Below are 13,283 nucleotides of genomic sequence, written 5' to 3' on the forward strand. Positions count from 1 at the left end.
GTTACCTGGAAAAAGAATGCTCGCCTGTTCCTCAAAAACCTTAAGGCGCTTTCATTGCCGGGGCATAATACGCTGTCCGTAAAGACAAAGTAGCCTTCGGAAATCCTTTCGCCTGTCTCGGGGAAATTCCGATAGATGATGTAGCCTCTATCCACTTTGACTTCTGCATTATTCAGAGAGTCATTGCTACAAGAGGAAAAAATTGCGCAGAGAGATATAACAAGTGTGAGACGCACAGCAGCCAAGTGAAGGGGCTAGAAAGCGGAAAGCAGAAGGTAGCTGAAGTAAGATACCCAAACGCCGTACCTTTGCCGTTCCTTCCCGCAAGGTAGTAGCTGCATGATTTCCATTTCCGACCTCGATTTCCACTTTGGTGCCCGCACGCTGTACGACGGCGCCAACCTCCATATCAAGCCCAAGGATAAGATTGGCCTTATTGGGCTCAACGGCCAGGGCAAATCCACGCTGCTACGCCTGCTAGTGGGCGAATACAAGCCCGACGGCGGCAGCATCTCGATGAGCAAAGACGTGACGCTGGGCTTCCTCAACCAGGATTTGCTCAGCTACGACTCGCACGAGCCCATTCTGGTGGTGGCTATGCAGGCCTTTGCCGAAGCGCTGGACCTGCAGAAGAAGATTGACGAGGTGCTGCTGGAGTTTGAACAGAACTACACCGACGACCTCGTCGACAAGCTGGCCGCGCTGCAAGAGCGGTTTGAGGCCCTGGGCGGCTACACCATGCAGGCCCGCACCGAGGAAATTCTGGAAGGTCTGGGCTTCACCACCGAAGAGCTGCAGAAGCCGCTGAAACTGTTTTCGGGCGGCTGGCGCATGCGCGTGATGCTGGCCAAAATCCTCTTGCAGGAACCCTCGCTGCTGCTGCTCGACGAACCGACCAACCACCTGGACTTGCCGAGTATCAAGTGGATTGAGAACTACCTCGCCGGCTACGAAGGCGCGGTCATCATCGTGAGCCACGACCGGGAATTCCTCGACAACACCACCAACATGACGGTGGAGGTGACGGGCGGCAAGCTGGTGCCCTACGCCGGCAACTACTCCTTCTACCAGGAGGAAAAAGTGCTGCGCGACGAGATTCACCAGGGTGCCTACGAAAACCAGCAGGCCGCCATCCGGCAGGCCGAGCGGTTTATTGAGCGGTTCAAGGCCAAGGCCTCGAAGGCCAAGCAGGCCCAGAGCCGCCAGAAGATGCTCGACAAGATGGACCGCATCGACTCGGTAGCGCCCGAGGCGGCCAAGGTGAACTTCTCGTTCCGCTTTTCGGTGCAGCCCGGCCGCCACATCCTGCGCATGGAGCACGTGACGAAGAAGTACGGCGAGAAGCTCATCTTCCGCGACACGAACGTGCACATCGAGCGGGGCGACAAGATTGCCCTGATCGGAGCCAACGGCAAGGGCAAGTCGACGCTGATGCGCCTGATTTCGGGCTCCGAAGCGCCCACCGCCGGCACCCACCAGCTGGGCCACAACGTGATTATGGCCTTCTACGCCCAGCACCAGCTCGAAAGCCTGAACGTGGACAACGAGGTGCTGCAGGAGATGGTGCAGGCCGGCTCGAAGCGCACCGAAATGGAGCTGCGCACAGTGCTGGGCTCGTTCCTGTTCACCGGCGACGCGGTGTTCAAGAAAATCAAGGTGCTGAGCGGGGGCGAGAAAAGCCGCGTGGCGCTGGCCAAAACGCTGATTTCGGAGGCCAACTTCCTGCTGCTCGACGAACCGACCAACCACCTGGACATGCAGTCGGTGAACATCCTGATTCAGGCGCTGGAGCAGTACGAGGGCACTTTCCTGGTCATCAGCCACGACCGGTACTTCGTGGAGAACGTGGCCACCAAGATCTGGTACATCGAGGATTACCAGCTGAAGGAGTACCCCGGCACCTACCACGAGTACGAGCAGTGGCAGGAGGAGCGCGCCAAAGACGCCAAGAAGCTAGGCGCCGCCGCGCCGGCCCCGGCCAAAGCCGCCCCGAAGCCGGAAGTGAAAAAGCAGCTCAGCCAGACCGAGCGCGAAACCGCCCAGCGCGAGCTGAAGCAAACCAGCAAGCAGCTGCAGGAAGCCGAAGCCCGTGTGAGCAAGCTGGAAGTGGAGCTGGCCGGCTACGAAAAGCAGCTCGGCGACCCAAACATCTACAACAACGCCGCCCAGCTGAAAGACGCCACGGTGAAGTTTGAGCAGGTGAAAAAGGAGCTGAGCAAAGCCAACGACCAGTGGGCCGAGCTGGCCGAGAAGGTAGAAGAGCTGGAAGGCAAGCTCTAACCGGCCGCCGCCGGCAGCAAAAAGCCCCGCCAGATGCTAAAGCTTCTGGCGGGGCTTTTGTTATTCGGAGTTGAGACGCGGTGTAGCCAACGTTAAAGTATTGGCGATGTGGCGGTATTCTGTGTTACGTCTGCCCAGAGCCTATACTGGTTAAAGATATAAAAGCTCATTGTTTATTCTGCTGCTCGGTACTATTCTTCTGCCGAAATCGAAGCTGAATTGCGAACAAAAGCTGCGAATATATTAGTCGCGCCCGCCATATTGCCAATGCACTGTTGTGCGCTGGCTTGTTGCTTATTTTTGTAGCACCAAATTCTTTAAATTAATATTCCCACAATCGATTTCTTTCTCGTCAGTTAACGAGTTTGATGGCCCACTGAATCGTGAAATTCGATAAACAAGATTTTGCCCCTTAAGGCTTAGTCCTGTTCGAAATGGTCCACCGAACCCTTTGTCAAAGAGAATTACGACATAAAAACCACTTGATTCTTTTGAATGAATTGTTCTTCTTGACGATGCTGATTTTCGAATAGCATTATCCAGAAACGACTCTAAGTCCTCGAGGCCATGATTATGTCCGTTTAAGTTGTTAAACGTCATCGTGTCGGAAGGAAGCAGTATTTTAAAGTGCTTGCCAGGGGAAGATGGGAGTTCATACGAGTCTGCAGGAAAGTTAATATTCAATACCAGAGAATTGTCTGTTTCATTGGTTATCCTCGTCCAAAATATGGTTTTAAAATATTCCTTCCCAGTTGGGTCAGTGTATCCTTCGCCTTTGGGGCCGCCGTTTTCTATGATGAGGAGTTTGCCCATAGAATCAGCGTACACATATTTCCTTGCTGAATTTACAGTTTCGGTCTTGACAGTTTGTGGCGTTGATTTATCACCTTGTTTACAGGAAAGAAGTCCTGTCGTTGCAATAATTAATAACAGAGCTGGATTCATTATGAGTAATGTGCTGATGTCGGTGATGAGCTTGCGTACAACATTTCTATTGCCGAAAGTGGCAACAGCTTTTGAGTTTCGGTTATATCTACTTAGCCCGCAGGGGAGTTTCGGTTATATGTAGAACGGTGGTGCTATAACCGAAGCAGGAGTGCTTACAGGCCCAGGGTGTCGAGGGGAGAAGCTGGGCGGTTGCGCTGGGCGACATGGGTGTCGATTTCAGGGGTTTTGATGCCGTTATAGGCGGACAGACATTGAATGTCGTGAAAAGTGATGTACCCGTCCCATCAACTATCTGAACCCTACTGCTTGGCCAAGAAGCAACACTCGGCCTGGGAAGATACACGCCCGCCCGTACCTTCGCAACATGCGCCTATCCAACGTTGCCCTCCTACTCGCCATATTCGCCGCGCCGGCCTGTGTGCCGCTGGGCACGCCCATCACCGACCCCAACGCCGGCAAGCCCGGCCAGAGCAGCGCCGTGCAGGCGCCGCGGGCCAACCGGGAGCTGCGCTTCGAGGACGCCATCTACGACGAGGACATCCAGAGTGTGCAGTGCTACGCCAGCAGCGGGCAGCCCACCGAAATCTTCAACCCGCCGGTGGTGCCGCTGGGGCAGGGCAACATCGTGCTGGAGTTTGATATTCTGGGTAACCAGAGCCGCCGCCTCACCGCCCGCCTCGTGCACTGCAACGCCGACTGGACGCCCTCGGTCCTCACCGATTTGCAGTTTCTCAACGACATCAACGAGTTCAACCTCACCCAGTACTACACCTCCACCGGCACCCAGGTACCCTACTACCACTACCGCCTGCCGGTGCCGGGCGTAAAGCTATCGGGCAACTACCTGCTGGTGGTGCAGGACCAGGGCCGCCAGCCACTCATTTCGCGCCGGCTACTGGTGTACGAAAACCGCCTCGACGTGCAGGCGCAGCTGGGGCTGCCGCCCGGCGGCTCGGCCCGCTACACCATGCAGCAGGTCGATTTCGTGATTCGCTACGGCGCCTTTCCGCTGGTGAATCCGGCCGTGGAAGCCAAGGTGGTGCTGCGCCAGAACTTCCGTTGGGACAACGCCAAGTACGGCCTGCGCCCCACCTTCGTGCGCGACGCCGAGCAGCAGCTCGACTACCAATTTTTCAACTACGAAAACGCCTTCCCGGCCCTCAACGAGTTCCGCGCCGTCGACCTGCGAAGCCTGCGCACCAACGGGCTGGGTGTGGCTGCGCTGAACGTTCAGGCCTCGCCGCGGGAGCTGCTGCTGAACCCCGAGCCCGGCCGCGGCGGCCGCGCCTACTCGCAGTACGAAGACGCCGACGGCCAGCGCGTATTCGAAAGCCGCGACTTTGGCGGCAGCGGCTCCACCAACGCCGACTACGTGTGGGCTACCTTCCAGCTGGCCGCCGAAAGCCCCGCGCCCGGCCCGGTGTATGTGTTCGGCGCATTATCAGACTGGAAGCTGAAAAACGACTTCAAGCTGACCTACAACGCCGAAAAACAACTGTACACCGGCCGCGTGCTGCTCAAGCAAGGCTACTACAACTACTATTACGTGGTGGGGCAGCAGGCGCCCACCCCGCCCGATGCCGCCTACTTCGAGGGCAGCTACCAGCTCACCGAAAACCAGTACGACGTGCTGGTGTACTACCGCCCGCCCGGCACCCGCACCGATTTGCTTGTGGGCTACCGCGCGCTGGTGGCCAACGGCCAAGAAGTGCAGCTGAACCGCGGCCGCCTCTTCCGCTAAAACCAGCCAAGGCGAATCGTACAAAGCCACGGGCCGCTCCATCGTTTGCTACGACAGGGCGGCCCGGTTTTGCGTGTGGCTGTTGCTGCTGGAACTCCTTACGACTTGGGCACGGCCAGCAGCGCGGTGGCTTTGAAATTGACCGGCTTGCCCTTTCCAGCCTGAACCGTTTGGGCGTCGCCTTTGCCTTTGCTGCCGCGCGGAATCACGTTTTTGTCGCCGGCCGTGCCGGTGCCGTAGGTGCCGGATACGGCTGTGTTCAGGCCCGTGGCAAAGGTGAGGCCGATGGTGGGGCGCCGGCCGTTGGCGAAGGCCGCGCCGCGCTTGTAAAGCAGGCGCAGCGGCACGGCCAGCTCGTAGTTGAGCGCGCCGGCGGCATCTACGGCGGCCGCGGCCTGCACCCCAATGAGGGTGCGGGTTTCGGTGAGAACGGGCTCCAGATTGCCTTTGTAGTGCAGCAGCTTCATTTCGTGAGTGCCCGCCAGCACCTGCTGAATAATGGCCAGGCGGTCGGCGGCGGAAGCGTTGGGTTGGGGGCGCACCGGCGCAAAGCCGCCGCCCAGCGGAAACTGCACCCCAAACTGCTGGCGGTGGGTGCCGGCGCTGTCGAGCCACACGGTGAGGCCCTGGTACACGAGGCGCGCCTGCAGCGGGGCATCGGTGGCGCGCAGGCGCAGGTACACGTTGCGGGCGTCGTTGGCTACTTGGTACTGCAGGCCACTGGCCGCGTCGAGGCGCAGCGAGTCGGCCCACTCGTAGGGCTGCCCGTCGACCACGTGGGTTTTGGTGGCGGGCTGGCTGCGGCCGATGGGCTGCTTGTGGCAGGCCACCAGGGCCAGCGCCGGCGCGGTCAGAGCAAAAAGGCGGAGGAAAGAGAAACGCATACGATGAAGGAGAAGCCGCCGGCCAGGCAAGGCGAAACGCGGCAGGGGCAAATAAGTCGGGAAGAACGGGCAGTCAGCAGCCAGCGCGCCGCGCGCATCAGGCCACGCCGGCCTGCGCGGCCAGCACCCGCTGGGCGTCGCGCACCACGGTGGCCCAGGTTTGCTGCATCAGCTCGGGCTCCACGCCGGTGCGCTCCACGTACTCGCGCTGGTACTGCTGCAAGCGGGCGTGCAGGGCGCGGGAGCGGTTTTGCACGGCCGTGAAATCGGAAAGCAGGCGGCGCTTGCCCTCGGGCTGCAGCACCAGCGCCGCGTGAATCTTGAAGTAGCTGCCGGCCAGATATTCGCGCAGCATCAGCACCTGCTGCAGCTCGTCGCGGTCGGCATCGGCGAGCTGGTAGGCCATTTGCGCTTCGATGGCGAGGAGGCCGGCGGGCTTGGTGGCCGCGGCGTATTCTTCAAACAAAGCGGTGTACTGCTCGCCGGTTTCGGGCTTCACCTGAAAGAGCTTGTCGAAGATGAGCATGTGGGCCACCTGCTGCTCGGCGGCCTGTCCGAAGTACAGCGCCAGCCCGTAGTGCGCGTAAATTTCCTTTGTTTGCTCTTCTTCGCTGAGCTGCTCGAAGTGCGCAATGATGTGCTGGATGTCCATAGCTGAGTTTGCGGCTGCAAGTACGGCAGGAACCCGAACATTCCCCGCGCGGGGCAGGGGGAGGGCCGCAAGTTCAGCCATTGCCCGGCGCGGTACGTAGCTTGTCTACATTCCCCGCAAACCGGCGCGCCCGCGCTGTTCCCCCAAACTCCTTCCTGCCATGCGTAACTACTTTCGAACCGGTTTTTCGGCCGCCGCGCTGCTGATTGCGGCTTCCTGCGCCACCAACCCCGTCACGGGCAAGCGCGAAGTCATGCTCGTCTCGGAAGGGCAGGAGCTGGCCATGGGCCAGCAGTCGGACCCCGCCGTAACGGCCCAGTTTGGGCTGTACCCCGACCAGAAGCTGCAGAACTTCATCAACGAGAAAGGCAAGCAGATGGGCGCCGTGTCGCACCGGCCCGAGCTGGCCTATAACTTCCGCGTCGTCGACTCGCCCATCATCAACGCCTTCGCCATTCCGGGCGGCTACGTGTACTTCACCCGCGGCATCATGGCGCACTTCAACAACGAAGCGCAGTTTGCGGGCGTGCTGGGCCACGAAATCGGCCACGTGACGGCCCGGCACTCGGCCCGGCAGCAAACCAACGCCATCATCGGGCAGGTGGGGCTGATGGGGGCCATGATTGCCTCGCCGCGCATCGCGCAGTTTGGCGAGCAGGCCATGCAGGGCATGCAGCTGCTGTTCCTCAAGTTCGGGCGCGACGACGAAAGCCAGTCCGACGAGCTGGGCGTGCAGTACTCCTCCAAAATCGGCTACGACGCTTCGCAGATGGCCGATTTCTTCCAAACGCTGCAGCGCGAGCAGGAAAAGAGCGGCGCCGAGGCCATTCCCGATTTCCTCTCGACCCACCCCAACCCCGCCGACCGCTACAACCGTGTGCACCAGCTGGCCGACCAGTGGAAGCAGCAAAACGGCAACCCCACGAACCTGAAAATCAACCGCGACCAATACCTTAAGCTCATCGACGGCATCGTGTACGGCGAAGACCCCAAGCAGGGCTTCGTGGAAAACAACACGTTTTACCACCCCGAGCTGAAGTTTCAGTTTCCGGTGCCCGCCGGCTGGAAGCACCAGAACACGCCCCAGCAGTTTCAGATGGCCGACCCCGCCGGCAAGGCCCTGCTGATGCTGATGCTGGCCCCCGGCGCCTCGCTCGACGAAGCCGCTCAGGCCCTCACCAAGCAGCTCAGCCTGCAGCCCACCGAGTCGCGCCGCACTACCATCAACAGCTTTCCGGCCCTCACTTTCGCGGCCGACCAGGTGCAGCAAGACCCGCAAACCGGCCAGCCGGTGGCGGGCGTGCGCGTGCTGAGCTACCTCATTCAGGACGGCAAAACCATCTTCGCGCTGCTGGGCGTATCAGCCCCCTCCGATTTCCCCGGCTACGCCCCGCAGTTCAGCAGCGTGGCCGAAGCCTTCCAGCGCCTCACCGACCGCGACAAACTCACCCGCCAGCCTGAGCGCGTGCGGGTGAAAACCCTGAAGCTGCGCAGCACCCTCGACAAGGCCCTGCGCACCTACAACGTGCCCGAAAACCGGCTGGAGGAAATGGCTATTCTCAACGGCATGCAGCTCAACGAGCAGGTAAACGCCGGCTCGCTCATCAAAGTAGTGGAGAAGTAGCCTCTGCCTCGCGCAGGGCGGGCCGCGCCATGCTGGCACGGTCCCTGCGTAACCCTGGGCCTAGCCTCGTCCGTTGCAGGCATACCCCGCGCCGCGTCCGCCGCGGCCTCACTTTGTTTCCTCGCCATGAACCCTACCTTCCGTCGCAGCGCCCAAGCCAGTGCTTTGCTGCTGTTGCTGCTGCCCCTGGCCAGCTCTACTTCCCCGAAACTCGACCCGCCCAAAGCCGCCGCAGCAGTGCCGGTGCAGGGCGCCAACCCCGATCCGCAGGTAATTGCCCAGTTTGGCTTGTTTGAAAACGCCAAGCTGCAGAGCTACATCGACCAGAAAGGCATGGCCATGGGCCGCATTTCCGACCGACCCGCCGATGTCAAGGGCTTTACCATCGTCGATTCGCCCATCATCAACGCCTTTGCCACGCCCGATGGCCACGTGTATTTCACGCGCGGCATCATGGCGTACTTCAACAACGAAGCGCAGTTCAGCGGGGTGCTCGGCCACGAAATCGGCCACATTACGGCCCGCCACGGCCAGAAGCAGCAGACGCGCTCCACCATTGCCAACGGGGCCCTCATTCTGGGTTCCATCCTCTCGAAGCGCGTGGCCTCCATCGCGCAGCCGGCCTCGCAGGTGGTGGGCCTGGGTTTGCTCAAGTACGGCCGCGACGACGAAAACGAGTCGGACAAGCTGGGCGTGAAGTATTCCAGCAAAATCGGCTACGACCCGGCTTCCATGGCCGACTTTTTCCTCACGCTGCAGCGCACCGAGCAAAGCAGCGGCGCGGCCACCATTCCCACGTTCCTGTCGTCGCACCCCAACTCGGCCGACCGCTACCAGAACGTGAAAAAGCTGGCCGTGCAGGCCGAGCAGCAAGCCGGCAAGCAGCTGGCCGTCAACCGCGACCAGTACCTGCGCCTGCTCGAGGGCCTGCCCTTCGGCGACGACCCGCGCCAGGGCTTCGTGGAGGGCGGCGTGTTCTACCACCCCGATCTGAAGTTCCGCTTCCCCATTCCTTCGGGCTGGAAGTCGCAGAACTCGCCCACGCAGTTTCAGATGGCCGAGCCCAACGGCAAAGCCGTCATCGTGCTCATTCCGGCCGGCGGCAGCGGCGCCACGCTCGATGCCGCCGCCGAGGCCCTGGCCAAGCAGCTGAACATCCAATCGGCGCAGGCCAGCCGCACCACCATCAACAGCTTCCCGGCCATTGCCATTCAGGGCGACCAGGTGGGGCAGGACCAGCAAACCGGCCAGCAGGGCATCACGGCCCGCACGCTCAGCTACGTCATTCAGGACGGGCAAACCATCTACGCCCTTGTGGGCCTCACCTCGCCGGCCGCTTTCGAAACCTACGCGCCGCAGTTTCAGCGCACCGCACAGGGTTTCGCCCGCCTCACCGACGCCAGCAAGCTGAACCGCCAGCCCGAGAAGGTACACATTCGCACGGCCAAAGCCGGCCAGACGCTGGCCTCGGCCCTGGCCGCCAACGGCGTGCCGTCGTCGCGCTACGAGGAAATGGCTATTCTGAACGGCATGAAAACATCGGATAAGCTGACCAGTGGGCAGTTGTTTAAGATTGTGGGGAAGTAAGGCAGTAACAAAAATGAAATCGGTCGGCTTTGCTCCGCTACAGGAGCTTAGCCGACCGATTCTTTTTATGGGAATGTGACATTTACAGCTTCAGCTTGCATTTGCGAAGCTCCAGTTGCTCAGCAGCAAGTAGTTTTTCGTGTATAGCTTTCCAGTCGTCCTGCTCTACCAGCTGCCTGTACTCGTCCAACTCATTACCGAGTTTTTCCGCCCGGTTGCCTGATTTCCCTTCTAAGTGTTGACGTAGCGCTGATAACAGTGGTATGGCAGCATCAGGTTTGTTGTTCTTGAGGGAACAGTAAAGTAAGACTATATCATAGGCAAATGCTTCACCAGGAAATAATCTGCGTTTGGGTAAAAGGTCTTCCCAATGGGAGAGAATTTGAGCTGAGGTATTGATACTGTTAAAATAGGGGAGTACGTCACGGATTATTCTACCGGCCAAGTATTCAGCAAGCAACACATACTCGGCAGTAATGCGGTAATGGTTCTTAATGCCGGGCACAATTTCCTCTATAGGTTTCTGCCAAAGCAGTTCGCTGGATGACGTTAAGCGAAAAAAATCTGAGCAGTAAGGTATTACAGCAACCCCTGTCTCATAAGTTGCGCTGATACCCATCCAACTACCGCGAGTATCGATATGGATTATTTGCATTACGTCATTGACTGCACGAATGAGTTTGCGACCTAATAATATGAACCCGTATGGAGCTAGATGCGCTGCCACAGCAGCTGTAAAGGGCTTGAAAGCCTGTCTTAATTCTTCTTTCGGCAAAGGTCTGTAAACCTTTAGGTCTTCCCATTTCATCGTGGTGAGTTCGTAAACAGCACAATCAACAACGCCCCGACCGAATACCGGCGGGGGCGTTGAAGTTACTACCGAGCGAGATGCTTCGGCTGTGCCTCTGCATGACGTTCTGTTAGCGTGGCGCTACACGTTGAAGCGGAAGTGCATGATGTCGCCGTCCTGCACGACGTATTCCTTACCTTCCACGGCCATTTTGCCGGCTTCCTTGATCTTGGCTTCCGAGCGGTACTGCACGTAGTCGTCGAGCTTGATGACCTCGGCGCGGATGAAGCCCTTCTCGAAATCGGAGTGGATAACGCCGGCTGCGGCGGGGGCTTTGTCGCCGCGGTGCACGGTCCAGGCGCGCACTTCCTTCACGCCGGCGGTGAAGTAGGTAATCAGGTTTAGGATTTCGTAGGAGGCGCGGATGAGCTTGTTCAGGCCCGATTCCGTGAGGCCGTACTCGCCCAGGAACATTTCCTTTTCCTCGGGGTCGTCCATCTCCGCAATCTGCGACTCGATGGCGGCCGACACCACCACAATCTGGGCGTTTTCGTCCTTCACGTGCTCCCGCAGGGCGTCCACGTACTTGTTGCCGCCGGCCGGAATGCTGGCTTCGTCCACGTTGGCCACGTAAATCACGGGCTTGATGGTGAGCAGCTGCAAGTCTTCCACGGCCTCCAGCTCTTCCTCCGAAGCCACCAGGGCGCGGGCGTTCTGGCCGCTTTCCAGGTGCTCCTTGAAGCGCTGCAGCGCGGCTACTTCCTTCTTGGCCTTGGCGTCGCCGCCCTTGGCCGAGCGCTCCGACTTTTGGAGCTTCTTGTCGACGCTCTCGATGTCTTTGATCTGCAGCTCGGTATCGATAACGTCCTTGTCGAACACCGGATCGACGCCGCCGGCCACGTGCACGATGTTGGGGTCGTCGAAGCAGCGCACCACGTGAATCACGGCGTCAACCTCACGGATGTTGGCCAGGAATTTGTTGCCGAGGCCTTCGCCTTTGGAAGCGCCTTTCACGAGGCCCGCAATGTCGACGAACTCCACGATAGTGGGCACCACGCGCTCGGGCTTCACAATTTCCTCCAGCACCTGCAGGCGCGGGTCGGGCACGGTAATCACGCCCACGTTGGGCTCGATGGTGCAGAACGGGTAGTTGGCCGATTCGGCCTTGGCGTTCGACAACGCGTTGAACAGGGTGGATTTGCCCACGTTAGGCAACCCGACGATACCGCAGCGAAGACCCATGCTTGTTAATTCTGAATGTTAAGTGCTGAATGCTGGAATTGGCGCAGCGCGCAATTCGGCTGCAAAGGTACAAAGCCTCGGGGCGTGAAACACCAGCGGGTATTTATCTAGCGGAGCGCCCAAGTGCCTCGACACAGCGGCTGAGTTATGGCTGCGGCAAATCAGCCTTAGCCGTTAAGTATTGACGTAAACAGTCTTGCACGCACGTGCCCATTGAATCACCATCGGCACGACACGGACTTTCTTGCCCCGAGATAATGGCTAAGATGGTGAAGCGGTTTGCGGACCGGAGGCCATCGTGTTTATAAATCATAACGTCGCCACGTGCACCTACAGCCTGAAAGATGAGAACGAACTGCTCAGCCGTGAGTTCAGCGGGTGAATGTGCAAGGGCATGTAGTTCGTAATCAGACACAGGTAGAACGATTAATCATTTGGCAATTAGCGAAGCTTAGCAACGTAGTAAGCCGGAAACTCGCGCAGCAGACTGTAGATGTCGCGCAGCTCGAAATAGCTTGCGTGAGCGGTAAAGATGCGCCAGTTGCCCGCTTGCTGCAGCAGCAGCTTGGCGCGGGTGAGGTGGTAGAACTGCGACACCACGATAACCGAGCGAAAGTGCCGCTGCGCCGCAATGCGGCCGAAATTGGCGGCCGTGGCCAAGGTGGTGTTGCCTGCATTGTCCACCAGAATATCGGCGCGGCGCACACCCTGCCGCAGCAGGTATTGGCGCATGCTCCAGCCTTCGTAGTGGCCTTCGGTGCCCAGGGCGCCACTCACCACAATGCGCGGTGCCAGGCGGGCTCGGTACAGCGCCAGGGCTTTGTCGAGGCGGGCTTGCAGGCGGGCCGAGGGCGTGCCATCTTCGTTTACCTTGTTGCCCAGCACCAGAATGCAGTCGGCGGGCTGGGCGGTGTCGCGCAGCCCGTCGCGGGCAATCCAGACGCTGTGCGCTACCACCCACGCCAGCAGCAGCAGAAAGCCGCTGCCCAGCAAGAGTTTGTTGGTCCGAGTGCTCATCGGTATAGCTAGGCCTACGCAACAACGCGCCGCCCGCTGGCCGAAGCCAGGCAGGCAGCGCGTTGCCAGAAAATTGAAGAAAACGCGGGGCTAGTAGGTGCCGTTGTCGGCGCCGGTGCTGTTGGCGCTGTTGAAATCGGGGCCGTCGTAGCGGTTCGGGTCGTTGAACTCGGGGCGGGGGCGGTCCAGCTCGGCCACTTCGTCGGGCGAGAGCAGCTCTTCGCGCACGTAGCCGATGGCGTCCTGCAGGGCCTCAGCGAACTTGAGGAAGTCCTCTTTGTAGAGGAAGATTTTGTGCTTCTCGTAGGAGAAGGTGTCGTCGTCGCGCAGCCGACGCTTGCTCTCCGTAATGGTCAGGTAGTAGTCCTGGCCGCGGGTGGCTTTCACGTCGAAAAAATAGGTGCGCTTGCCGGCTTTGATGCGCTGGGAATAAATCTCTTCCTGTTCGTAGCGGTCTTCCACGGGGTCCAGCTGGTAAAAGTGTTTGAATGAAGGAGGGGTTGGGTTATTTCCGGATG

At 59.6% G+C, this 13,283-nt stretch carries 11 protein-coding genes; 4 read left to right on the forward strand and 7 right to left on the reverse strand.

The window, feature by feature from the left end; translation table 11 throughout:
- The first annotated feature begins 339 nt into the window (after positions 1-339).
- Positions 340-2,280, forward strand: a complete 1,941-nt coding sequence (locus tag F0P96_RS17780) for an ABC-F family ATP-binding cassette domain-containing protein (protein WP_151080272.1) — start codon at positions 340-342, stop codon at positions 2,278-2,280.
- 294 nt (positions 2,281-2,574) lie between these two features.
- Here F0P96_RS17780 and F0P96_RS17785 read toward each other — a convergent pair whose 3' ends face one another.
- On the reverse strand, positions 2,575-3,225 hold the full coding sequence (locus F0P96_RS17785) for a hypothetical protein (protein WP_151080273.1): 651 nt from the start codon (positions 3,223-3,225) through the stop codon (positions 2,575-2,577).
- A 367-nt stretch (positions 3,226-3,592) separates the two neighbouring features.
- Between F0P96_RS17785 and F0P96_RS17795 the strand changes: the two genes are divergently transcribed.
- A complete protein-coding gene (locus tag F0P96_RS17795; RefSeq protein WP_151080274.1) occupies positions 3,593-4,969 on the forward strand; it encodes a type IX secretion system plug protein in 1,377 nt (458 codons plus the stop codon).
- 98 nt (positions 4,970-5,067) lie between these two features.
- Here F0P96_RS17795 and F0P96_RS17800 read toward each other — a convergent pair whose 3' ends face one another.
- Both F0P96_RS17800 and F0P96_RS17805 read right to left on the reverse strand, forming a co-directional pair.
- Positions 5,068-5,853: a hypothetical protein gene (locus tag F0P96_RS17800; RefSeq protein WP_151080275.1), complete on the reverse strand. Its 786-nt coding sequence runs from the start codon at positions 5,851-5,853 to the stop codon at positions 5,068-5,070.
- Positions 5,854-5,950: 97 nt separating this feature from the next.
- Positions 5,951-6,505 (reverse strand): hypothetical protein, encoded by a 555-nt coding sequence (locus tag F0P96_RS17805; protein WP_151080281.1) that lies wholly within the window; start codon positions 6,503-6,505, stop codon positions 5,951-5,953.
- A 160-nt stretch (positions 6,506-6,665) separates the two neighbouring features.
- Here F0P96_RS17805 and F0P96_RS17810 point away from each other — a divergent pair, with 160 nt between their 5' ends.
- Together F0P96_RS17810 and F0P96_RS17815 are read left to right on the forward strand one after the other, a co-directional pair.
- Entirely contained in the window at positions 6,666-8,129 is a 1,464-nt protein-coding gene (locus F0P96_RS17810) for a M48 family metalloprotease (RefSeq protein WP_151080283.1), read from the forward strand.
- Between the two features lie 126 nt (positions 8,130-8,255).
- Positions 8,256-9,716, forward strand: a complete 1,461-nt coding sequence (locus F0P96_RS17815) for a M48 family metalloprotease (RefSeq protein WP_151080284.1) — start codon at positions 8,256-8,258, stop codon at positions 9,714-9,716.
- Positions 9,717-9,798: 82 nt separating this feature from the next.
- Here F0P96_RS17815 and F0P96_RS17820 read toward each other — a convergent pair whose 3' ends face one another.
- The 4 genes from F0P96_RS17820 to F0P96_RS17835 all read right to left on the reverse strand — a co-directional run bounded on the left by F0P96_RS17820 (position 9,799) and on the right by F0P96_RS17835 (position 13,227).
- Positions 9,799-10,524 carry a hypothetical protein gene (locus F0P96_RS17820; RefSeq protein ID WP_151080286.1) on the reverse strand — a complete coding sequence of 242 codons (726 nt, stop codon included), beginning with the start codon at positions 10,522-10,524 and terminating at the stop codon, positions 9,799-9,801.
- A 123-nt stretch (positions 10,525-10,647) separates the two neighbouring features.
- Positions 10,648-11,748 carry a redox-regulated ATPase YchF gene (gene ychF / locus F0P96_RS17825; RefSeq protein WP_151080288.1) on the reverse strand — a complete coding sequence of 367 codons (1,101 nt, stop codon included), beginning with the start codon at positions 11,746-11,748 and terminating at the stop codon, positions 10,648-10,650.
- A 441-nt stretch (positions 11,749-12,189) separates the two neighbouring features.
- A complete protein-coding gene (locus F0P96_RS17830) occupies positions 12,190-12,765 on the reverse strand; it encodes a YdcF family protein (RefSeq protein WP_151080289.1) in 576 nt (191 codons plus the stop codon).
- 90 nt (positions 12,766-12,855) lie between these two features.
- Complete coding sequence (locus F0P96_RS17835) at positions 12,856-13,227, reverse strand: DUF3276 family protein (protein ID WP_151080291.1); 372 nt, start codon at positions 13,225-13,227, stop codon at positions 12,856-12,858.
- Positions 13,228-13,283 lie beyond the last annotated feature (56 nt).

This window comes from Hymenobacter busanensis (assembly GCF_008727865.1).
Classification (GTDB): domain Bacteria; phylum Bacteroidota; class Bacteroidia; order Cytophagales; family Hymenobacteraceae; genus Solirubrum; species Solirubrum busanense.

What these genes read in the sequence shown, in the direction of transcription:
- F0P96_RS17780 (WP_151080272.1), top strand. Translation starts at nt 340, where the DNA reads ATGATTTCCATTTCCGACCTCGATTTCCACTTTGGTGCCCGCACGCTG.
- F0P96_RS17785 (WP_151080273.1), bottom strand. Translation starts at nt 3,225, where the DNA reads ATGAATCCAGCTCTGTTATTAATTATTGCAACGACAGGACTTCTTTCC.
- F0P96_RS17795 (WP_151080274.1), top strand. Translation starts at nt 3,593, where the DNA reads ATGCGCCTATCCAACGTTGCCCTCCTACTCGCCATATTCGCCGCGCCG.
- F0P96_RS17800 (WP_151080275.1), bottom strand. Translation starts at nt 5,853, where the DNA reads ATGCGTTTCTCTTTCCTCCGCCTTTTTGCTCTGACCGCGCCGGCGCTG.
- F0P96_RS17805 (WP_151080281.1), bottom strand. Translation starts at nt 6,505, where the DNA reads ATGGACATCCAGCACATCATTGCGCACTTCGAGCAGCTCAGCGAAGAA.
- F0P96_RS17810 (WP_151080283.1), top strand. Translation starts at nt 6,666, where the DNA reads ATGCGTAACTACTTTCGAACCGGTTTTTCGGCCGCCGCGCTGCTGATT.
- F0P96_RS17815 (WP_151080284.1), top strand. Translation starts at nt 8,256, where the DNA reads ATGAACCCTACCTTCCGTCGCAGCGCCCAAGCCAGTGCTTTGCTGCTG.
- F0P96_RS17820 (WP_151080286.1), bottom strand. Translation starts at nt 10,524, where the DNA reads ATGAAATGGGAAGACCTAAAGGTTTACAGACCTTTGCCGAAAGAAGAA.
- ychF (WP_151080288.1), bottom strand. Translation starts at nt 11,748, where the DNA reads ATGGGTCTTCGCTGCGGTATCGTCGGGTTGCCTAACGTGGGCAAATCC.
- F0P96_RS17830 (WP_151080289.1), bottom strand. Translation starts at nt 12,765, where the DNA reads ATGAGCACTCGGACCAACAAACTCTTGCTGGGCAGCGGCTTTCTGCTG.